This is a genomic window from Serratia nematodiphila DZ0503SBS1, from assembly GCF_000738675.1.
GTDB lineage: Bacteria > Pseudomonadota > Gammaproteobacteria > Enterobacterales > Enterobacteriaceae > Serratia > Serratia nematodiphila.
The window spans coordinates 2,776,560-2,797,779 of the sequence record NZ_JPUX01000001.1; the positions used below are offsets into that span (position 1 = coordinate 2,776,560).

The window sequence follows — 21,220 nt, forward strand, 5'->3', positions numbered from 1 at the left end:
AGACAACGATGAACAACAACATGACCCGGCTGTGCGCCCGGATGGCGGTGCGCGCATGAGCATTCAGATGGATTTCACCGGCAAACGCGTGTGGGTGACCGGCGCGGCGCGCGGCATCGGCGAGCAGATCGCCCGGCATTTTTTGACGCAGGGCGCCGAGGTGGTGGGGTTTGACCGCGAGTTCGCCAACCCGGATCTGCCTTACCCTTGCGTGACGCTGGACATCAGCCGGCCGGAGCAGGTGGAGGCGGTGTGCCGCCAACAGCTGGCGGAAAACCCGCGACTGGACGTGTTGGTCAATGCCGCCGGCATTCTGCGCATGGGCAATACTGAAGATCTGAGCGTGGATGACTGGCACCAGTGCATCAACGTCAACGCCTCGGGGGCGTTTTACCTGTTCCGCGCCGTGCTGCCGCACTTCAAGGCGCAGCGCAGCGGGGCGATCGTCAGCATCGGCTCCAACGCCGCGCACGTGCCGCGCGCGCAGATGGCGGCCTACTGCGCCTCCAAGGCGGCGCTGACCAGCCTGAACCACTGCGTGGGGCTGGAGATGGCGCCGTTCGGTGTGCGCTGCAATCTGGTGTCGCCGGGCTCGACCGACACGCCGATGCAGCGCGGCATGTGGCAGACCGACGATGCACAGCAGCGCACCATCGCCGGCTTCCCCGAGCTGTTCAAACTGGGGATCCCGCTGGGTAAAATCGCCCGCCCGGACGAGATCGCCAACGCGGTGTTGTTCCTGGCCTCCGACTTGGCCAGCCACATCACCATGCAGGATATCGTGATCGACGGCGGCGCCACGCTGGCCGCCTGAGTCAGACCCGCTGGCGGCGCAGCAGGTGTTGCGCACCTTCCGCCGCCAGCAGCAGCACCGCCAGCCAGATCGCCAGATAGGTTGGCCATTCGCTTTGGCTGATGTTCTCGCCGAGCAGCAGCGCGACGATCACCAGCAGCACCGGTTCCACATAGCTCAGCAGGCCGAACAGGCTGAACGGCAGCAGGCGGCTGGCGAGGATGTAGCACACCAATGCCACGGCGCTGATGACGCCGAGCAGCGGAATGCGCCAATACAGCTCGGTATTGATCGGCAGCGCCGCGGCGCCACCGTCGCCGAAGGCGAACCAGGCCGCAGCCGGCAGCATCAGCGCCAGCTCGCACCACAGCCCGCCGAGATTGTCGGTGCCGAAACGCCGCCGCAAAATAAAGTAGAGCGGATAACCCAGCGCCACCACCAGCGTCGGCCACGACACGCCACCCGCCTGATACAGCTCATTGCCCACCCCCACCATGGCGCATGCCACCGCCAGTTTTTGCAGCAGCGACAGCCGATCGCGGTAAATCAAACGGCCCACCAGCACCATCGTCAGCGGCAGCAGAAAATAGCCGAGCGATACGTCGAGCGCCTTGCCGTGCAGCGGCGCCCACAGGAACAGCCACAGCTGCACCCCCAGCAGCGCCGAGGTGAGCAGCAGGCCCAGCAGACGCAGCGGCCGTTGGCCGATCCAGGCCAGCGTGTCGCCCACCTTGCGCCAATCGCCGGACAGCGCCATGAACAGCGTCAGGAACGGCAGCGTCAGCAGCGTGCGCCAGCCGTAGACCTGCTCGCCGTTCAGCGGGGTGAGGGTAGAGGTGAAGTAATACATCGCGCCGAACAAGATGGAGGCGACGACTGAAAGAGTGATGCCCTTAATCACACGCATTCCTGGTGAGTGATTGATTTTATGGCGGCTACTGTAGAGAAATTTGCCGCCAACAACAATGGCGCCGCCGGGCGCTGGACAATCGGCGGCGGCGGGTTACAATGGGTACTGTGTATTCATACAGGCTTTGGCGATGACAATCGATCTTTTTGAAGACGCGCTGCCGCCGCCGTGGCGCGAAGAGATCGCCCCCGGCGCGGTGGTGATGCACGGCTTCGTGCGCGATCACGGGCCGGCACTGCTGGCGGCGGTGCAGGGCGTGGTGGCCCAGGTGCCGTGGCGGCATTTGACCACCCCCGGCGGGCACGTGATGTCGGTGGCGATGAGCTGGTGCGGCAACGGCTGGACCAGCGACAGCCGGGGCTACCGCTATTCGGAACGCGACGCGCGCAGCGGCAAACGCTGGCCGGCCATTCCGCCGATCCTGATGGCGCTGGCGGACGAAGCTGCGCAGCAGGCGGGCTTCGGCCCCTTCGTGCCGGATTCCTGCCTGATGAACCGTTACGATCCGGGCAGCAAGCTGTCGCTGCATCAGGATAAAGACGAACACGACTTCGGCGCGCCGATCGTCTCGGTGTCGCTCGGGCTGCCGGCGGTGTTTCAGTTCGGCGGCCTGCAGCGCAGCGACCGGGCGCGGCGCATTCCGCTGGCGCACGGCGATGTGGTGGTGTGGGGCGGCCCATCGCGGCTCTGTTTTCACGGCATCCTGCCGGTCAAGGAAGGCTACCACTCGCTGGTGGGGCCGCACCGCATCAACATCACGCTACGCAAGGCGCTTTAGCTGCGGCTCCTGCGCCAGGCAGGCGACGAGATAGTCGATAAACACCCGCAGTTTGGGCGGCAGATACTGGTTGGGCGCGTAGAGCAACCACAGGCCGCCGTGATAGCTGCTGAGGAAATCCCATTCCGGCAACACCTGCACGATCTCGCCGTCGTCGAGCGCCTGGCGGGCGGTAAAGTACGGCAGGCTGCCGATGCCGATATGCCGTTTCACCGCGTCCAGCCGCACGCCGGTGTGGTTGGCGGCGTAGCGGCCGCGCACGTTGACCGTCACCGTTTTGCCGCTGCGGCGGAATTTCCATTGCGCGTCGCTCGGCGTTTCCCCCAGATAGATGCAGCTGTGCGCCGCCAGATCGTGCGGGTGCTGCGGCGCGCCGTGCTGCGCCAGGTAGTGCGGCGTGGCGCACAGCAGATGGTCTATTCTCATCAACTGGCGGCCGATCAACCCGGGCGACGGGCGATCGGTAATGCGCAGCGCCAGATCGACCCGATCGTCTATCAAATCCATGTAGCGATCTTCCAGCCGCAGCCGCACGTCCACCTTCGGGTAGCGGCGCAGGAACTCCGGCATGTGCGGATGCAGCACGAAGCGGCCCACCGCTTTGGGTACGCTGACGCTGACCAGTCCTTCTGGCTCCGCGGCGCCACGCCCGCCGATCGCCATCACCGCGTCGGCCGCCGCCAGCAGGGTGCGGCAGTGCGCAAACACCTCTTCGCCGCTTTCGCTCAGCCGCAGTTTGCGGGTGGTGCGATGCAGCAGCTGCAGCGCCAGCGCCTGTTCGAGCTTCGCCACGCTGCGGCTGACGGCGGAAGGCGAAGCGCCCAGTTTGCGGGCGGCGGCGGAAAAGCTGCCGCTCTCTACCACCTGAACGAAAACGGCCATTTCGGCCAACAGCGCGTAAGAAAGATTTGTGCTCATGACGCAAAAGTCCATTGTGATGGCGGCGGATTATCCTCCGATTATGGCATGAATATAATGGCTCTCCGAACCGAGGAGAAAAAATGATGACCGAGCGACGTTATTACTACAGCGACGATTTACAGGGCCAGGCGCGGGTGTTGAGCTGTGCGCCGGCCGAGGCGGGCGCTTACGCCGTGGAACTGGACGCCACGCTGTTCCACCCGCAGGGCGGCGGCCAGCCTTCCGATGTGGGGTCGTTAGGCGGCGTTACCGTGCTGCGGGTGCAGCAGCAGGGGGATACCGTGGTGCACTTTACCGCCGCGCCGCTGCCGAACGGGCCGGTTACGATGCAAATCGATGAAGCGCAGCGTCGGCTGCACGCCCGCTGGCACTCCGCTGGGCATCTGATCGGCTGGTTGGGCGAAACCCGGGGCTGGCGGCCGGTCAAGGCGCATCATTGGCCGGGGGAAGGGCGCATCACTTTCGCGCCGGGATCGGATGCGCAGACGATAGAAGTGGACTTTTTGCAGGCGGAGCTGATGCGTTTGATCGCCGCCGATCTGCCGCGCCGCCAGCAGGCGGTGGACGGCCTGCGCCAGGTCGGCTTCGGCGAGTTGCCCGCCTACGGCTGTGGCGGCACCCATGTCGCCGCGTTGGGCGAGGTGGGCGCGATCGCGATTACCGGCCTAAAGATGAAGAAAGGGCAATTGAACGTGCAATATGAGCTGGGTTGAATAAGGGGGCGGCTCAGCGCCCGGCCTGCCGCAGCTGGGTGCAGAATGCGCATTGGCATCCCGCTACCGGCACCGCCGCGCAGCTGCCGATGCTCACCGGCTGGGCGTCCATGGCGTGAAAGCCGTAAAACAGATTTTCGATGTTTTGTTCCGCCACCCGCGCCTGCTCCGGGCGCGGTTCGGGCACTTTCGACTGAAACGCTGCGGCCTTGCCGGCCAGCAGGCTGAGAAACAACAGCGACAGCTGGATTTTCATCGTCGTCTTCCCTTTACTTGTTTTTTGATACGTTATAACAAAACCAAGGCGCCGCCAAGCGCCGCTCTCGCGATCGGCGCCCGCCAGCGCGTGAGCCGGTGCGGTGAACGCCCGTGTTTAATTTACCTTTCTATTTGATTTCATTGAAATTGATGAAGTAGTCCGATGCCATCATCCAGGGAATGACAGGGCAGTCAATATTCTAAATACTTAAGTTTTCAGCGGCGCCTGGAAAGCGGGCCGGGTCGGGGCCGTGACCGGCGTTTACGCGGTGTCCTACAGCTTTTTGAAGTATTTCAAGGCGTGGTACCACAGATAGCCGAACGGCGGGCGTGGAGTGAGCTCCCGTTCGGTTGCGGTGCGCGATTGCGGCTTTGGGCCGGCAACCGCGCGCCGAAGGCGGGGGGCGAACCGCCTTCATCTCCTCGTTTAAACGCTGTCTTCAGCGATCAGCACCTCAGTGATATCAATGCGATGCAGCAGCTTTCTCTGTTTCTCATGGCTGATTTTCTTCATGCGGCGCAGCCGGTACAGCTCTTCTCTTTCCGCGTGCAACGAGGCTAAGTACAACTGCTTTTCCAGCCGCTTCAGCGCCACGATATTCTTAACGTCTTCTTTGGTCAGAATTTTACGTTGCAGCACGTCCAGCATCCGCCGCGTCGTTTCTTCAATCAGCTCCGGCGTGGCGTCGTCCGGCGGGGCGACGAGCAGCTTTTCCTTGGTTTCGTTAACGGCTTTGGTCGCCGCGCTCGCCAAGGCTTCTGAAACGGAGAAAGCCTCTTCCTGATCTTCTTCCGGCGGCAAATTGCCGCGCAACAGGAAGGGCAGCGTGACGATGCCGACGACGATCGACAGCAAGATGACCCCCGAGGCGATAAACACCAGCTGATACCGCCCCGGGAATGGCGAGCCATCCAATAAAAACAGCGGAATTGACAGCACGCCCGCCAGGGTCACCGCCCCTCGCACCCCGGCAAAGGCGGCGACGAACAGATCGCGCGTGCTGAATTTCGAAAATAACAGCGGATCTTTGCGCATCAGGGTCGCGCTGCCGACCTTCATCAGCCACAGCCAAATCAAACGCACGGCGATCAAACTAAAATAGATGATCACCACGTAAGCCAGCAGCGTCTCCAGGCTGATGGAATGATCGATACCGGTTTGCGCCACGGTGAAGTTCAAGATGCCTGGCAGCTGCAGCCCAAGCAGAATAAACACCATGCCGTTAAACACGAACTCGAGCATTTCCCAAATATTATTGGTGCGTAAACGCACCAGCGGCATGCTGCGATTCACTTTGGATTGGCCAATCATCATGCCGGCGCTGACGGCGGCCAGGATGCCGGATACGCCGATTCTTTCCGCAATCAGATAGCAGGAAAAGGGCAGTAACAGCGAGAAAATAATCTGGGTGGCGGAATCGTTATACATCCATTTATGGATGAACTTAACCATTTGATTATAGAGAAAGACAATAATGATGCCGCACAGCACCCCGCCAATCGATACCTGCAGAAAAGTCAGAAAGGCGCTCTCCAGGGTAAACGCCATCGCGCCGAGCGCGACAGCGATGGAGAAGTTGAGGGAAACCAACCCGGAGGCGTCGTTCATCAGCGCCTCCCCTTCGATCACGCTCATCACGGGTTTGGGCATGCGTCCTTTACCGACAATGCCGGACAGCGCCACGGCGTCCGTTGGCGACAGAACGGCGGCCAGGGCAAACGCGGCGGCGAGGGGGATTGACGGGAGCAGGAAGTGAATCAGATAACCCACCCCGACGACCGTGATGATCACCAGCACCAAGGCCAGACAAAGGATTTCTCTGCCGTAATGGATGAACTCTTGCGCCGGCGTTTTCCAACCGTCGGCGAACAGCAGCGGGGGAATAAACAGCATCAAGAAAAGCTCGGGATTGAAGTCGATATGCAACCCAAACTGCGGCCAGGCCAAGACGGCGCCAACGATGATTTGCATCAGCGGAAGCGGGATTTGGAAGGGCAAGATGCGCGTCACGACGCCGGACAACGAGACGGTGAGCAATAAGATCAATATGGTGAAGAATGTTTCCATCGTGAACCTTTTGTGGATTTAATTTTTCTCGCCGTTATCAAACGGTTTTTCTGCATGCCGCCCCTCAGGCGGGCTCGTCGGCCAAGGCTAAGCAGCGGCCATGGCGGCCGCTGTCGATAAAGAAAGCGCAGTTGAGCAAGGCCGGTCTTCGCCCCGCTTGCCTGTGGGATGGCGCAGACAAACGGGGCAAAGGGTTAAGGCAGCGCAAACGCCATCACGTAATCGCCGGTTTCTGACGAATGCGCGGCGCCGCCGACCACAATAACGATGTATTGCTTGCCGGTTTTAGGCGAAACGTAGCTCATCGGCGTCGCGCTCGCGCCGACCGGCAGCGCATATTTCCAGACTTCTTTGCCGGTGCTGCTGTTATAGGCGCGCAGATAATAGTCCTGGAAGCCGGCGAAGAAGACCAGGCCGCCGGCGGTCGTCATGGTGCCCGCGTAGGTGGGCATGCCAACCGGCATCGGCAGATGCGATCTGATGCCCAGTGGCCCCATTTTTTCGGCGGTGCCGGCCGGTATCTGCCAGGCAATCTTTTTGTTTTTGTAATCGACGGCGGTGATCGTGCCGTAAGGGGGTTGGTTGCAAGGCACTTCGAGCGGCGACATCCACATCAACGTGATCATGCCGTATGGCGTGCCGATCATGGGAGAAGGCCCGTGGCCATCGATCACTTTTTGCGGGTACTGTTTCGCGACGCGTTCATAGTTGTCGCGCGCCACTAACCAAAACACATTCGGGATGCGCACATCGTTCATGTAAGCCAGATGGTTCACAGGATCAATCGACATGCTCCCCCAGTTGAGTCCGCCTAAATTGCCGGGCTGCTCGAGCGTTGGGCGGGTGCCGATCGGGGTCATGTCGCCCTGGTAATTCATCTGTTTGAACAGGATGCGGCAGGCCATCTGGTCAAACAGGGTGGTGCCCCACATTTTTTCTTCGGTCAGGCGTTCGGCGCCAATGGTCGGCATGCCGACGGAGAGCGGCTGGGTTGGCGAGAGGCGCTCTTCCTCTGCGGCGCCTTGGGTCGGCACGGCTTTCTCTTCAACCTGCGCCAGCGGTTTGCCGGTCTCCCGGTTCAGGTAGAAAATCTGCCCGCGTTTGGTGCCGAGCAAAAGGGCGGGCACCGGGCGATGTTGCTCATCAAAACCGTCCACCAGCGCGGGTTGGGATGCGAGGTCATAATCCCAAATGTCGTGATGCGTGGTTTGGAATTTCCAGCGCTCACGGCCTGTTTCAATATCAATGGCGACCAGGGCAGAGTTGTACGCATCCGAATTTTCCGGGCGATTCATGCCGTAATAGTCGGGCGTTGCATTGCCAAGCGGCGCATACAACAAGCCTAATTTGTCGTCATAGGCGGCGGTGGTCCACATATTCGGCGTGCCGCGCGTATAGGTGCTTCCGGCAGGCGGAGCCTTGGTGATGCCCGGGTTGCCTAAGTCCCACGCCCAGTCCAACTCGCCGGTTTTGGCGTCGAACGCCCTGATGACGCCGGAGGGCTCGCCTTTCATTACGTTATCGATAACCCAGCCGCCGACGATAATCTTCCCTCTGGCGATGGTCGGCGCCGAGGTTTGGAAGTAATAACCCGGTTTGACTTCCCCCATATGCTGGCCGAGATTCACCTCACCGTTTTGACCGAAGGCGGGGCATTTCTGGCCCGTTTTGGCATCCAGCGCAATGAGGCGGGCATCGATCGTGGTGTGAACGATCGTTTTCTCGCACAGCGCGCCTGGCGCAATATCTTCATTTTTGTAGTAGCCAAGCCCGCGGCAGCGTTGCCAAACGGGGGAGGTGGAATGCGAGTCAAATTTCCAGCGCGCTTTACCCGTATCGGCATCGATAGCGGTGATAAGACCGTTGGGCGTACAGCTATACACCACATCATCAATCGCGAGCGGGGTGTTTTGGTCCACGCCCGGCCGGAAATCGCCGGTGCGATAAACCCAGGCGAGTTTCAGGTCTTTGACGGTTGAACGGTTCACCTGATTGAACGGCGCGTAGCGCGTTCCTTCCGTCGTGCGGCCATAGGCGCTCCAATCGGCAGGCGCATTGTCGCTTTTGCTCTCGATAAACGTCACGTCGCCAGCAGGGGTAATTTCGCCATGGGGAAAGAAGGCGCCGATAAAGAAAGCGACAAAGGCCACGGATAATGCCGAACCGGCGATGTAAGCCTGCTTTTGACTCTTGGCGCCGTGCAGGTATGAGGGAAGTAAAAACGCGGCGATAATAGAGAGGCCGGCGGGCACCAGCAGGCGAGGGAACAATGCCCAGTAGTTAAGCCCCGATTCCCAAAGCGCCCACAACAACGTCATCAAAAACAGCAGGCCGGTTAAGTAACAAGCCGATTTGCTGCGCTTGAGGACCAGCACTGCGGCGGCGATGTAGCCTATCCCGGTAATGGCATAGTAGAACGATCCGCCGAGGGCGATCAGCCAAATTCCCCCCACGGTTAACGCGACGCCAGAAAAAACCAGCAAGCAAAAGAACGTGATTATTGCGGCTCTCTTACCAAACGATGTTCTAATCATATGTTTTCCTTTGACTTTTAAATCCACATTGGATCACCATCCCATCGCTGCCAACGCGTGAAAATGCAGGCGCGAAAGGCAAGGCATTTCCCGCCTTGAGACTTTTTATTCTTTAACGCTTTAGGGGCATTGAGTTGTCGTTTTGATATCCATTTCAACAGTGGCCATTGCGGCTTGGATCCGTCGCCAGACCAAGATAAGGGTTTTTTATTGGGCGATGACAGAACGCGCGCGATAAAAATAACCATCAACATTTTTATTTAATACCGGGTTGTAACCGTCTCGCAGAGATACGGTTGTGGGTGCGCTGGGCAATCCGATATTTTATAGCAGTGATAAGCGCATTGAATGAAAGAGCCTCTCTGGACTAATTATTTAGAGTGATGATGAATGCGGAACTGCTTTTAATCACGAGGTTGCGTAGAGGTTTACCCTGCGTTGAGTTCAGGGTGAAACGTCATTCTTTATCAAGCCGGTGTCGATAGAAGCGGCGAAAAAAATGATTCAATGCCATTCTTTCCCCATCGACATAGACAATATAACCTTTCCCGCGTTCGCCGACGGTGACTTTTTCAACATTAACATTAGGATAGTGTTTTTTTAGGTTTTTAGACCATGCTTGGATACTCATAATTCTATTTTCCTGACGCGCTTTATTCTTGTTTAAGGCATATTGATAGCACCCGTAAAAATAAGTCTCGTGGAAATAAAATATCGTCACTACCTGGGGATGTCTACAAGCGTGCGGGCGGGATAAAGCGAAAAATGCCGGTTGCGCTCAGGCAGGGTATTTAATGAAAATGTAATAAAAACAACAAGTTGACCAATCAGTCGCACAAAAAGCAAATGTGGGTAACACATTGATATTTAATGTTTTGGTACGTAAGTCATATCGAAGTCAACGCTTAACGGATAAGCGGTTATTCCTTGTGGGGGCGAGAAAATCTCATCTTGGCGCGATCTTTAGGGAGGTATTGACGCGTTTTCCAATTAGATAAGTCTTAAAGTTGGTGCTTTGCGGCGAGTGGATAATGAGTGGTTTTGAGCCTAAATTCATCATGACTCTTTATTGATAAATATAAATAATTACCCTTTTTAATAAATAGCAACGCCGATAGTGACAAGGTTAGCGCTCTGGCCCAGGCGCTACCTCTTTCTCTCTGTGCTTGATAGGGAAGACAATGGGGATATAGGTCTTCATCTCTATTCTATCGCCGCCTTTGGGGGTGATGATTTCAATGAGAAAGCGATCGATCATGCCAACTTTATTTATCGGGAATGATTTGGTGTAGATACTTTGCGTGAATTTTTGCGCCTCATCGCTTGCGCCGTCAAAACTGAACTCTGCAAAAAGTTGCATGTCTTTTTTTCCCTGGGCGTCGGCCAGGGAGGCAAGCACGCTGCCAAGACAGTCTTCTTCAGAAATATAGAGGGTCTTCAAATAGATGCTGACGTAATTCTCTTTCTTGATGCTCGCGCCAAAATTGAAAAAGTTAATCACGCCGCTATCCGTTTTTTTCATGTTATCAATTGCCGCCAATCGCAGCGCGGAAACCGCAGGATGGAAGTGATATATTTCTGCATCAACGCCATCCCCTGAATCGTCGAAAAACTTTGGCAGGTGCACATAGCGATGCTCGGGAATGCCGTCGAGAAACAGCAATGGGATGGCGGAGGACACGTCCCACGATTTACTTTTGCGATACTGCATCGGCGAGGTTCTGAATTGCTTGCGGAAGGCTCGTTCAAATGATTGATATGACTGAAAATTTAGCGTTTTAACGATATCGGAAATAGAGAGGTTCGTCGCTTTCAACATAAATGCGGCGCGAATGAGTTTTCTGCCCCTCACATAGCTTCCGAAAGTCATCCCTGTTTCATCTTTAAACGCTTTTTGGATATGCCCGCGTGAATATCCGCTTTTTTCTGACAGCATCTCAACGGTGAGCTTCTCATTGAACCCACTTTCTTCCACCCAGGCGAGCAGCTCCTCAATGACTTTGGTTATAAACATGCAGGAGCTCCCTTTTAGTTAACTGCCTAATGGTTGCGTTGGGTAAAATAACGCGTTATCGGTATTCAGCGATAAGCCCCAATTTATCCGTTCTTTTAGGCAATATCCTGAGTATAGAACGCTTGCAATATTAACGCGGTAAATTAAAAAAAATGTACTTAAAAGTGTCATTTACCAAATAGCCGCGTATGGCAAGAAGTCGAACGTGAAGGGGGGGCATTTTTGATTTTGTTAATTTATTGATTTTTATTGATTTTTATTGGGGTTCCAAGGTGAAGGGAGAACGATTTTTGCTCATTGATAGATAAAAACTCTATATGGCTGTCAATTTATTGACAGTAACATCTTTTCGAATCGGAATAATTAACTATTCTATGTTTAAGAGTGGGTGGTTAAGCGGAAAATAGGCAGGCAAGGCATTGCGTAATTAAATGATGGTTAATCCAGGGGGGCGTCAAGGGTAATGATATTCAGAGAAGCGTATGTATGCTTTATTTTCACGATAAATAGCGTTTGCTATTTATCTTCTGGCTGTGGCCCGCGCTTTTTGAGGCAGAATAAACGCTGAGCGTTGTTCTGTCTTGGCGTCCGTGGTTTATCAGCGTTTTTCCACACGACTTCTTTGTGAATCTCATCTTGTGCGAGAGGTGAATCGGCATCTTTCGCCCTGGAAATGATTTTTTTTGCAATGTGATGCGTGGATATATTTGAACGGATATGGGAATGCCATTCTTCGAAAGAAAGCAAGTCGGACAGCTTTTGGTTCCGCAAGAAGAGAGATGCATTCAATAATAAAAATAGCAAGATGACAGGCTTTACTATGGATTGTTCTAACAAGTTCAGACGCAATATTTTAGATGAGATAATCGCTATCATTGAAAAAGCCATTGATACACAAAGCCATGTATCAATAAGGGCGCTATCCATTAAGTCAGGGTATTCCATCGGGCATTTACAGCGGATGTTCTATTTGTATGAAGGGATGAAGATAGGCACTTATATCAGAAAGCGCAGACTAAGCCGCGCGACGTTATTGCTGAAATGTACCGATCTGAAGATCTATGAAATCGCGTTGCTTTCCGGATTTAGTTCTCAGCAATCATTTAGCCGTGCGTTTTCAAATCAATTCGGTTGCCCGCCGAGAACATTCAGAACTCTGCGCGATTGGCCTTTTCTCAATTATCAACCGATTATTGGCTTCGATAAAGAGCCTTTCCCCAGCAGCATCGTGTACTTGAATTTGCATGAGTATTACGAGAAAAAAAGGATCGTGCAACTGCTTTCGCCGATAATCAGCCGGGGGCAGATGAAGGTAAACGTAAAGAATCCAATAACCTGTAGCCTGTACAACGCATCGGCAAAGTACATTGCGATCAGACGCAATGAAAAAAAGATGAGCGAAAACGAGTTCATCCTATCGCTCTATGAGGGGGTGTTGGCTTCCCAGGATATCTTCATCACGCAAAGCGTAATCTTTAAAATTCACGATCACTGCCCAGGTGAAAAGGAAAACGTCAGCATGTGGTATTTCATCCCGATAAAATGAGCTTTGTTTATCGCGCGCGGCAGAAGGTTGCCTGATCACAACGGAAAGCTTTGGTTATGCCATCGATATTTTGATGGCGCCCTCCCGTCACCCCCCCTTAAGCCTGTTTCCGTCAACGGAACGGTTGGCGAGGAAGAAAAAAAACCGACCGCGAGGGTCGGTAAGCATGGGGTATTCAATAGGTATGACAATACTACAATTAAATAATAGCGCGTGTTTGGTTTTTTTCTTTACCGAAAAGTGTTATTTCATGGAGCAATTGGCCCGGCATTCGCACATCCTCTTTTACCATAAGACTGGGGGCCGTGACGTGCAGGCATCATGAAATGAAGATAAAAAAAGCCGGCGATTAACGCCGGCCAATGAAACATCGAAATCTCTCTGAGATGCACGACCTCTACACGGTAAATAAGGCTATGCGGTTGCTATTTAACCCCGCCTGCTGCGCTTTTTTTTACCAAAAAGAGATATTTTTGGCAGGCGAGGAAAGGAAATAAAAAAGCCGGTCGGACGACCGGCGAATGCGAAAATAACAGGGTAACGTTAATTGAAAGTGCACATAAAATGATAGCGAATTAATCCTAGCACTGACATCGGCAGTATATTTTACCTAAAAATGTCTTTGCGGCATTGGCATTACCGCCCGGCTCTGACGGCGGAATGAGTTTGTGCGAGAGGAGAAAGGGCGGCCGATACTGCGCCCCCGAAGCCAGGCTAAGATCCCAGCGGCCAGACCGCCTCGCGCACGGCGATCGCTCTGGGTAGCAGCCCGAGGGCGTAGAAGCGGTCGGCGATGCTTTGCTGCTGGCGGATCACCTGCAAATCCATGGCGCGGATCTCGTGGCTGCGGCGCGACAGCGCGAGTTCCAGCGAGGCGCTCGCCAGCCCCAGTTCGTCGGAAAGGTGACGAGCGGCTTCTCTCGGCTGCGCGGCAATGTAGCGGCCGGTGTGCTGCAATGCTTGCATCAGCGGCTGCAACAGATCGCCCGAGCGCTCGGCGAAGTCGCGGCGCGCCAGATAGAATTGCTGATTGAGCACTCGCTGGGTGCCGTCGGCGATCACGCGCAGTTCCCCGCTGCGCTGCGCGTCGCTGAGCAGCGGATCCCACATCATCCAGGCGTCCACCGCCTGCAGGTCGGTCGCCGACAGCGGATACTTCGGCGGCGCGTAGACGATACGCACATCGTTCAACGTCAATCCCTGTTCGTCCAGCATCTGCAGCAATAAATAGTGCACGTTGGAGCCTTTGTTGAGCGCGATGCGTTTGCCGCGCAGATCGGCGGCGCTGTGTATCGGGCTGTCTTGCGGCACCACCATCGCCACGCTCTGCGGCGCCGGCGGCTCAAAACCGACGTACACCAGCGCATTGCCCTGTGCCTGGGCGAAGATCGGCGGCACTTCGCCGGTGGTGCCGAAGTCTATCTCATCGCCGTCGAGCGCGTGCAGCAGCTGCGGCCCGGCGGGAAACTCGCTCCACAGCACGCTGATGCGCTGTGTGGCGAAGAGCTGTTCCAGGCTTTGCCGCGCCTTGAGCACCCCGAGGTTGCCGAACTTTTGATAGCCGATGCGCAGTTCGCGTTCGGGCAGCGGCGCTGCGGCGATGGCCGGCGAATGTGCGGGTGCGCCGGCGCTGCGACGGCGCGGTTTGATCAAACCAAGATGCGCCAAATGGGTGCGCAGGGTATTGCGGCTGACGCCGAGCAACGACGCCGCTTGCAGCTGGTTGCCGCCGCTGCGCTCGAAGGCGTTGCGCACCAGCGCATCCAGCACCCGTTGGTAAAGCTGCGCGCTGTCGCCTTGCAACTGCTGCTGCACAAAGCGATCGATGGCGTCATCGCCGCCGCCGTCGTTATCCGTCAGGCGATGGGTGAGCTGCAGTTGCTGCGGGGCGATCGCCCCCTCCTGGCTCAGCAAGACCGCATTATGCAGCGTGTTCTCCAGCTCGCGCACGTTGCCGGGCCAAGGGTAGTCCAGCAGCGTCTGCTGCGCTTCCGCCGTCAACCGCGGCAGTGGCCGTTCCAGACGGCGGGCGTACAGCGCAAGAAAATGTCTGGCCAGCACTGGAATATCGTCCGGCCGCTGGCGCAAGGGCGGTAAAGCCACCGCCGCCACGTTCAGGCGGTAATAGAGATCTTCACGGAACCGCCGTTGGCGAATCGCGCCGGCCAGATCGACGTGGGTGGCGGCGATGACCCGCACATCGATCTTCAGCGGTTTGCGCGAACCGACGCGGGTGATCTCCCGTTCCTGCAGCACGCGCAGCAGCTTGACCTGCAGCGACAGGTTCAGTTCGCCGATCTCGTCCAGAAGCAGGGTGCCGCCTTCCGCCGCTTCGAACCAGCCCTGATGAGTGCCGACGGCGCCGGTGAAGGCGCCTTTCTCATGGCCGAACAGTTCGGCTTCCGCCAGGCTTTCCGTCAGCGCGCCGCAGTTGACCGCCAGGAAAGGTTGATGGCGGCGCGCGCTGTGGTGGTGCAGATAGCGCGCCACCACTTCTTTGCCGGTGCCGGTTTCACCGACGATCAGCACGGTGGCGTCGGTGGGAGCCAGCCGATCGAGCACGCTTTGCAGAGCGAGCGACGCCGGATCGATCAGCACCGGTTTGTCGGCGGCGAACGGTTGGGGATCGTACATGGGCGTCTCCTGTCTGACGACGATGGGGAAAAAAATCTTATCCCAGCCAATGAGCCGCCGCGAGAGGATAAAAGGCGCACGGTGCTGCATTGGCAACAGCTTTCCGCCGCCGCCTGCTGCCAATGCAGCAGCGTTTTGACGTCGATATCTCATCAATGTATTGATATGCATTGTTTTTTTTAAATCTGCAATGTGGCACGCATCCTGCTTTTCTTTTTATAACCAAGCAAAGTTTTTCTATCGATAAATAATGAAAATAGTTATATAGGAAAGGCATAAATGACTGAGTCAGTGAAAGATCGCATCAACGTTTTCTGGTTTCTGCCGACCCACGGCGACGGTCGCTATCTGGGCACGGCGCAGGGCGGGCGCCCGGTGGACCTGCCTTATTTGCAGCAGGTGGCGCTGGCCGCCGACAACCTCGGCTATTACGGCGTGCTGATCCCAACCGGTAAAAGCTGCGAGGATTCCTGGCTGGTGGCGGCGGCGCTGGCGCCGATCACCCGCCGGTTGCGCTACCTGGTGGCGGTGCGCCCCGGCCTGCAGCCGCCGAGCCTGGCGGCGCGCATGGCCGCGACGCTGGATCGGCTGTCGGACGGGCGCCTGCTGATCAACGTGGTGACCGGCGGCGATCCGGTGGAAAACAAAGGGGATGGCATCTTCCTCAGCCATGCCGAACGCTATGAGGTGACACAGGAATTTCTCACGGTGTATCAACGGCTGTTGCAAGGGGAGAAGGTGGATTTCAGCGGTAAGCATATTCGCGTCGAAGGCGCCGAATTGCTGTTCCCGCCGGTGCAGGAAAACGGCCCGCCGCTCTATTTCGGCGGCTCATCGTCGGAAGCGATCGACATCGCCGCCGGGCAGATCGACACCTACCTGACCTGGGGCGAGCCGCTGGCTCAGGTGGCGGAAAAGCTGGCGGCGGTGCGCCAGCGCGCCGAGCGGCAGGGGCGTAAACTCAGCTATGGCATTCGCCTGCACGTTATTGTGCGCGAAACTGAAGACGAAGCCTGGGCGGCGGCCGAGCGACTGATCGCGCATCTGGATGACGACACCATCGCGGCGGCGCAGCAGATCTTTGCGCGCATGGACTCTACCGGCCAGCGCCGCATGAGCGAACTGCACGGCGGCTCGCGCGAGAGTCTGCGCATCGGCCCCAACCTGTGGGCCGGCGTCGGCCTGGTGCGCGGCGGCGCCGGCACCGCATTGGTGGGCAATCCGCAGCAGGTGGCGGCGCGCATACGCGAGTATCAGGCGCTGGGCATCGACAACTTCATCCTTTCCGGCTATCCGCATCTGGAAGAGGCTCACCGCTTCGCCGAGCTGGTGATGCCGCTGCTGCCGCTGGCGCAGTCGACTCATCAGACGGCTCGCACGATCAATACCGGCCCGTTTGGCGAAACCATCGGCGGCGATCGTCGTCCCGGCCCGGCGCAGCGGGAGGGCTGATGGCGAAGCGTGCCCATATTATCGTTATCGGCGGCGGTTTCACCGGCGCGGCGCTGGCGATCCAGCTGGCGCGCGGAGCGGTGGATGTCACGGTGATCGAACCGCGCGCCGCGCCGGGCTATGGCGTGGCGTATTCGACCACCGAGCCGACTCACCGCATCAACGTCCCGGCCGATAGGATGCAGCTGGCGGATGAACCGGCGGGGGATTTTGACCGCTGGTTCCGCGAGAGCGGCGGGCTGGCGGCCGATCCGCAGGCGTTGTGGCGCGACGGTAAAGCCTATCCGCAGCGCGGCGCCTTCGGCCGCTACGTCGAGGAACGTTTTCATCAGGCGGCGCAGTCGGGCCAGGCCCGCTTGCGGCACCTACGCGATCGGGCGCAGCACCTGCAGCCGCAGGCGCAGGGCGCGTCCGTCATCACCGCCGGCGGCGAACGGCTGTGGGGCGACTATGTGGTGTTGGCGACCAGCCATCCGCCGCCCGCGCTGCCGCGGCAGATCGCCCCGGAACTGGCGCGCGACGCGCGTTTGATCGCCAATCCCTGGGCGGAGGGGGCGCTGGATGAGATTGAACCCGATGAATCGTTGGCGATCGTCGGCAGCGGGCTGACGATGGCCGATGCGGTGGCGGCGTTGCACCGCATCGGCCATCGCGGGCCGATTACCGCGTTCTCTCGTCACGGCTTGCTGCCGCGTGCCAATGCCGAAGGGGAGTACCCGACGTGGTCGTTTACCCCGCCATCCGGACTGCGTGACGGGGTGCGGCAGGTGCGCCTTGAGGTGGCGCGCGCCGCTCGGCAACGGGTGCCGTGGCAGGCGGTGTTGGACGCGGTGCGCGCCCAGGGCCAGCGCCTGTGGCAAGCGTTGACGCCGACCGAACAGCAGCGCTTTCTGCGGCATCTGCGCGCCTATTGGGACGTGCACCGCTATCGCCTTGCGCCGCAGGTGAGCACGCTGCTGACGGAGCAACAGGCAGCGGGCACGCTGCAGGTATTGGCCGCTCGTCTGCGGCGGGCGGAACCCGCGCCGCAGGGCGTGCGCTTGACGATTCTGCCGCGCCAGGGCGCAGAGCGGGCGCTGCAGGCGCAGCGGTTGCTGATCGCTACGGGGCCGGCTTATGCCGGCCTGATCGCCGCCAGCCCGTTGCTCAGTTCGCTGGCGGAGCAGGGGGCGCTGCGCGCCGATCCGCTGGGATTGGGGCTGTGGGTCAATGCCGACAGCCAGGCGATCGGCGGCGACGGCCTTGCCAACCCGCGCCTGCTGGTGGCCGGCCCGGCGGCGCGCGGGCGCTTCGGCGAACTGATGGGGCTGCCGCAGGTGGCGGAACACGCCCAAAGCGTCGCGCAATACCTGCTGGCGCGATGTCCGGCTGCAAACTGATCGTCCATTCCCGTTTTTAACACCCTAAGACCCCCCATCCGGCCCGGCTCCGCCCGTGGCCGGCAGATAATTGTGGAGCTCGCTATGTCATCGCAACGTGAAATTCGTCTTAACGCTTTTGATATGAACTGCGTCGGCCATCAGTCGCCGGGGCTGTGGGCGCACCCGCGCGACCGTTCCTGGCAGTATAAGGATCTCGAATATTGGACCGATCTGGCGCGCCTGCTGGAACGCGGCAAGTTCGATGGATTGTTTATCGCCGACGTGCTGGGGATTTACGACGTGCTTAACGGCAGCGGCGACGCGGCGATCCGCCAGGCGACGCAGGTGCCGGTTAACGATCCGCTGGCGCTGGTGACGCCGATGGCGCTGGTTACCGAACATCTCGGCTTCGGGCTGACCGCCTCGCTGTCATTCGAGCACCCTTATCCTTTCGCCCGCAGATTGTCGACGCTTGATCACCTGACCAAGGGGCGCATCGGTTGGAATATCGTCACCTCTTACCTGGAGAGCGGCGCGCGCAATATTGGCCACCGGGCGCAGACCGATCACGATGCGCGCTACGACTACGCCGATGAATACCTGCAGGTGGTTTACAAGCTGCTGGAGGGCAGTTGGGAAGACGGCGCGATTTTGCGCGATCGTCAGCGGCGCATCTTCAGCGATCCGGCGAAAATTCATCCGATCAACCACAAGGGCGAGTTCTTCCAGGTGCCGGGCATTCATCTGAGCGAGCCTTCGCCGCAGCGCACGCCGGTGCTGTATCAGGCCGGCGCTTCCAGCCGCGGCAAGCAGTTTGCCGCGGAACACGCCGAATGCGTGTTTGTCGCTTCTCCTTCGAAAACATTGCTGAAAAAAACCGTGGCCGATATCCGCCGCCGCGCCGCCGAGGCCGGGCGCGATCCCCGCAGCATCCTGATCTTCAACCTGCAGACGGTGATCGTCGGTGAAACTGACCGACAGGCGCAGGAAAAATGGCGGGAATACAAATCCTATACCAGCTACGAAGGCGCGCTGGCGCTGGTGTCCGGCTGGACCGGCATCGATTTCGGCCAGTATCAGCCGGATCAGGTGCTGAAGCATCTGCACACCAATGCCATTCAGTCGGCGGTGGAAACTTTCTCCAGCGCCGATCCCAGCCGTGAATGGACAGTACAGGGCATCGCCGAATGGGTCGGCATCGGCGGTTTCGGCCCGCTGTTGGTGGGTGGCCCGCAAACCGTGGCCGACGAGCTGCAGGCGTGGGTGGAGGAAACGGATGTTGACGGTTTCAATCTGGCCTACGCCGTTACCCATGAAACCTTCACCGACGTGGTGGAACTGCTGATCCCCGAGCTGCAAAAACGCGGAGCGTACAAGCGCGACTACACGGCGGGCACTCTGCGAGAAAAATTGTTCAATCAGGGGCCGCGCCTGGCGGAGCCGCACCCGGCGGTGGGCTACCGCTGGCCGGCCGGCGCGTCCTTGGCCGATGCACTGAGCGTCAAGTGAGGATGTGATGATAGAGATTGAGGAGTTGCACAAGGCTTACCGCGCGCCGGACGGGCGCCGGATTGAGGTGCTGAAGGGCGTTTCGCTGCGGGTGCCGGCCGGATCGATTACCGCCGTAGTCGGCCCCAGCGGGGCGGGCAAATCGACGCTGGCGAAATGCATCAGTCTGCTGGAGCGGCCGAGCAGCGGCAGTATCCGAGTGAACGGCCAGGACTTGTCGCGGCTTGCGGGCGAGGCGCTGCGCAGGGAGCGGCGGGCGATAGGCACGGTGTTCCAGTCTTCCGCGCTGCTGCAGCGCAAAACCGCCTGGCAGAATGTGGCGCTGCCGTTGACCTATCTGGGCGTGGTGCCGCGCGATATCGACAAGCGGGTAAAGAGCCTGCTGGCGGCGGTGGGGCTGGCGGACAAGGCGGCGTTTTACCCGGCGCAGCTGTCCGGCGGCCAGCGCCAAAGGGTAGGCATCGCCCGCGCGCTGGCGCTGAATCCGTCGGTGCTGCTGGCGGATGAGGCCACCTCCGGGCTGGATCCGGACGCCACCGGGGCCATTCTCAGCCTGCTTAAACAGCTGCGCGATCGGTATGGCCTGTCGATCATCCTGATCACCCACGAGATGGATGCGGTGCGCGACGCCGCCGACGCGGTGGCCGAGATCCGCGACGGCGTGATTGTGCAGCAAGGGCCGGTGCGCGAACTGTTGGCAGCGCCCGATTCCTCGCTGGGCCGCCGGCTGTTCCCGCTGAAGACGCTGGCGTCCGACGCCGCGTTGCGGCTGCAGGTAACCTACTGCGCCCGTCAGCCGGCGGCCACCGACTGGATCAGCCGCATCAGCCGCCAACTCGACCTGCAGATCGATCTGTTGGGCGGCCACGTTGAAGTGGTGGGCGGCAGCCTGGCCGGGCGGTTGGAGATTGCGGTGCGTTTTGGCGGCGGTTCGCGTTCGGTGGCTGAACTGCAGGACGAGCTGCGGCGGTTGGGCATTCTCGCCGAGGTGCTGGAACAGCCGGCGGCGTTGAAGGAGGCGGTATGAAAAATCTGTCAGACAGCGTGATGAGCCAGGACACGCCCTGGCGCGAGATCCATCGGTTGATGCTGCCGGCCTACGGCGAAACCTGGCTGATGGTCGGCATCGTGATGCTATTTGTGGTGGCGATTGGCGGCGCCGTCGGCGTGGTGTTGTTCAACACCTCATCGCGCGGCTTGTTTCCGCGCCCGGCGCTGAATCGCGCGCTGAGCTGGTTGGTGAACATGGGCCGTTCGCTGCCGTTTCTGGTGCTGATGGCGGCGATTATTCCGTTCACCTTCTGGTTGACCGGCACCACCATCGGCATTCCGGCGGCGGTGATCCCGATGATCGTCGCCGGCATTCCATTCTTCGGCCGGCTGGTGGAGAACGCGCTGCGCGAACTGCCGCCGGAGGTGACGGCGGTGGGGCTGGTGTCCGGCGGTTCGATCTGGCAGATAGTCACCCGCGCGCAGCTCAGCGAGGCGCTGCCGGCGATTGTCGCCGCCATCACGCTGAACGTCATCTCGATGATCGAGTATTCGGCCATCGCCGGCACCATTGGCGCGGGCGGCATCGGCTATCTGGCGGTGGTGTACGGCTACCAGCGTTTCGACAATCACATCATGATCGCCACCATTGTGGTGCTGATCGCCACGATCCAACTGATTCAGTTTATTGGTGACCGCCTGGTCGCCGCGTTGCGTCATCATCAGGAAACCCTTTAAT

At 58.9% G+C, this 21,220-nt stretch carries 17 protein-coding genes and 1 pseudogene; 10 read left to right on the forward strand and 8 right to left on the reverse strand.

Going from position 1 to position 21,220, the window contains the following annotated elements; translation table 11 throughout:
- Nucleotides 1-55: 55 nt before the first annotated feature.
- Nucleotides 56-814: a 2,3-dihydro-2,3-dihydroxybenzoate dehydrogenase gene (dhbA, locus tag JL05_RS12825; protein WP_031300685.1), complete on the forward strand. Its 759-nt coding sequence runs from the start codon at nt 56-58 to the stop codon at nt 812-814.
- Between the two features lies 1 nt (nt 815).
- Here the strand turns inward: dhbA and rarD are convergent, their stop codons facing one another.
- Nucleotides 816-1,694, reverse strand: a complete 879-nt coding sequence (rarD, locus tag JL05_RS12830) for an EamA family transporter RarD (RefSeq protein ID WP_033632628.1) — start codon at nt 1,692-1,694, stop codon at nt 816-818.
- Between the two features lie 139 nt (nt 1,695-1,833).
- Between rarD and alkB the strand changes: the two genes are divergently transcribed.
- On the forward strand, nt 1,834-2,481 hold the full coding sequence (gene alkB, locus JL05_RS12835; RefSeq protein WP_016927095.1) for a DNA oxidative demethylase AlkB: 648 nt from the start codon (nt 1,834-1,836) through the stop codon (nt 2,479-2,481).
- Here alkB and JL05_RS12840 read toward each other — a convergent pair.
- Entirely contained in the window at nt 2,464-3,399 is a 936-nt protein-coding gene (locus tag JL05_RS12840; RefSeq protein ID WP_033632629.1) for a LysR family transcriptional regulator, read from the reverse strand. The genes alkB and JL05_RS12840 overlap by 18 nt on opposite strands.
- Nucleotides 3,400-3,485: 86 nt before the next feature.
- Here JL05_RS12840 and JL05_RS12845 point away from each other — a divergent pair, with 86 nt between their 5' ends.
- Entirely contained in the window at nt 3,486-4,115 is a 630-nt protein-coding gene (locus tag JL05_RS12845) for a serine-tRNA(Ala) deacylase AlaX (protein ID WP_033633626.1), read from the forward strand.
- Nucleotides 4,116-4,128: 13 nt separating this feature from the next.
- On the opposite strand, the gene JL05_RS12850 is transcribed toward JL05_RS12845, so the two are convergent.
- The gene (locus JL05_RS12850) at nt 4,129-4,371 is read right to left on the reverse strand and encodes a hypothetical protein (RefSeq protein ID WP_004940831.1); all 243 of its coding nucleotides are present in this window, start codon (nt 4,369-4,371) and stop codon (nt 4,129-4,131) included.
- Nucleotides 4,372-4,585: 214 nt separating this feature from the next.
- Between JL05_RS12850 and JL05_RS25745 the strand changes: the two are divergent.
- Nucleotides 4,586-4,690, forward strand: a pseudogene (locus JL05_RS25745) (glycosyltransferase family 2 protein); the annotation flags it as partial.
- Between the two features lie 110 nt (nt 4,691-4,800).
- Here the strand turns inward: JL05_RS25745 and JL05_RS12855 are convergent.
- The 4 genes from JL05_RS12855 to JL05_RS12865 form a co-directional block, all read right to left on the reverse strand.
- Nucleotides 4,801-6,441 (reverse strand): Na+/H+ antiporter, encoded by a 1,641-nt coding sequence (locus JL05_RS12855; protein WP_016927100.1) that lies wholly within the window; start codon nt 6,439-6,441, stop codon nt 4,801-4,803.
- A 194-nt stretch (nt 6,442-6,635) separates the two neighbouring features.
- Nucleotides 6,636-8,975 (reverse strand): membrane-bound PQQ-dependent dehydrogenase, glucose/quinate/shikimate family, encoded by a 2,340-nt coding sequence (locus tag JL05_RS12860; protein WP_050501244.1) that lies wholly within the window; start codon nt 8,973-8,975, stop codon nt 6,636-6,638.
- Nucleotides 8,976-9,432: 457 nt separating this feature from the next.
- A complete protein-coding gene (locus JL05_RS25380; RefSeq protein WP_153303162.1) occupies nt 9,433-9,606 on the reverse strand; it encodes a hypothetical protein in 174 nt (57 codons plus the stop codon).
- Nucleotides 9,607-10,101: 495 nt separating this feature from the next.
- Nucleotides 10,102-10,989: a helix-turn-helix domain-containing protein gene (locus JL05_RS12865; RefSeq protein WP_033632630.1), complete on the reverse strand. Its 888-nt coding sequence runs from the start codon at nt 10,987-10,989 to the stop codon at nt 10,102-10,104.
- Between the two features lie 697 nt (nt 10,990-11,686).
- On the opposite strand from JL05_RS12865, the gene JL05_RS12870 reads away from it, so the two are divergent.
- Nucleotides 11,687-12,535: a helix-turn-helix domain-containing protein gene (locus JL05_RS12870; RefSeq protein ID WP_238545847.1), complete on the forward strand. Its 849-nt coding sequence runs from the start codon at nt 11,687-11,689 to the stop codon at nt 12,533-12,535.
- 714 nt (nt 12,536-13,249) lie between these two features.
- On the opposite strand, the gene JL05_RS12875 is transcribed toward JL05_RS12870, so the two are convergent.
- Nucleotides 13,250-15,169 carry a sigma-54-dependent Fis family transcriptional regulator gene (locus tag JL05_RS12875; protein WP_033632631.1) on the reverse strand — a complete coding sequence of 640 codons (1,920 nt, stop codon included), beginning with the start codon at nt 15,167-15,169 and terminating at the stop codon, nt 13,250-13,252.
- Between the two features lie 279 nt (nt 15,170-15,448).
- Between JL05_RS12875 and ssuD the strand changes: the two genes are divergently transcribed.
- The 5 genes from ssuD (at nt 15,449) to JL05_RS12900 (ending at nt 21,219) form a co-directional block, all read left to right on the forward strand.
- Entirely contained in the window at nt 15,449-16,621 is a 1,173-nt protein-coding gene (ssuD, locus tag JL05_RS12880) for an FMNH2-dependent alkanesulfonate monooxygenase (RefSeq protein WP_033632632.1), read from the forward strand.
- Nucleotides 16,621-18,000: an FAD/NAD(P)-binding protein gene (locus tag JL05_RS12885; protein ID WP_033632633.1), complete on the forward strand. Its 1,380-nt coding sequence runs from the start codon at nt 16,621-16,623 to the stop codon at nt 17,998-18,000. Before ssuD ends, JL05_RS12885 begins: the two co-directional genes overlap by 1 nt.
- 84 nt (nt 18,001-18,084) lie before the next feature.
- Complete coding sequence (locus tag JL05_RS12890; protein ID WP_004940847.1) at nt 18,085-19,491, forward strand: LLM class flavin-dependent oxidoreductase; 1,407 nt, start codon at nt 18,085-18,087, stop codon at nt 19,489-19,491.
- 7 nt (nt 19,492-19,498) lie between these two features.
- The gene (locus JL05_RS12895) at nt 19,499-20,518 is read left to right on the forward strand and encodes a methionine ABC transporter ATP-binding protein (RefSeq protein WP_021505840.1); all 1,020 of its coding nucleotides are present in this window, start codon (nt 19,499-19,501) and stop codon (nt 20,516-20,518) included.
- Nucleotides 20,515-21,219, forward strand: a complete 705-nt coding sequence (locus tag JL05_RS12900; RefSeq protein ID WP_004940850.1) for a methionine ABC transporter permease — start codon at nt 20,515-20,517, stop codon at nt 21,217-21,219. The genes JL05_RS12895 and JL05_RS12900 overlap by 4 nt, the downstream gene beginning before the upstream one ends.
- The last annotated feature ends 1 nt before the right edge of the window (nt 21,220 follow it).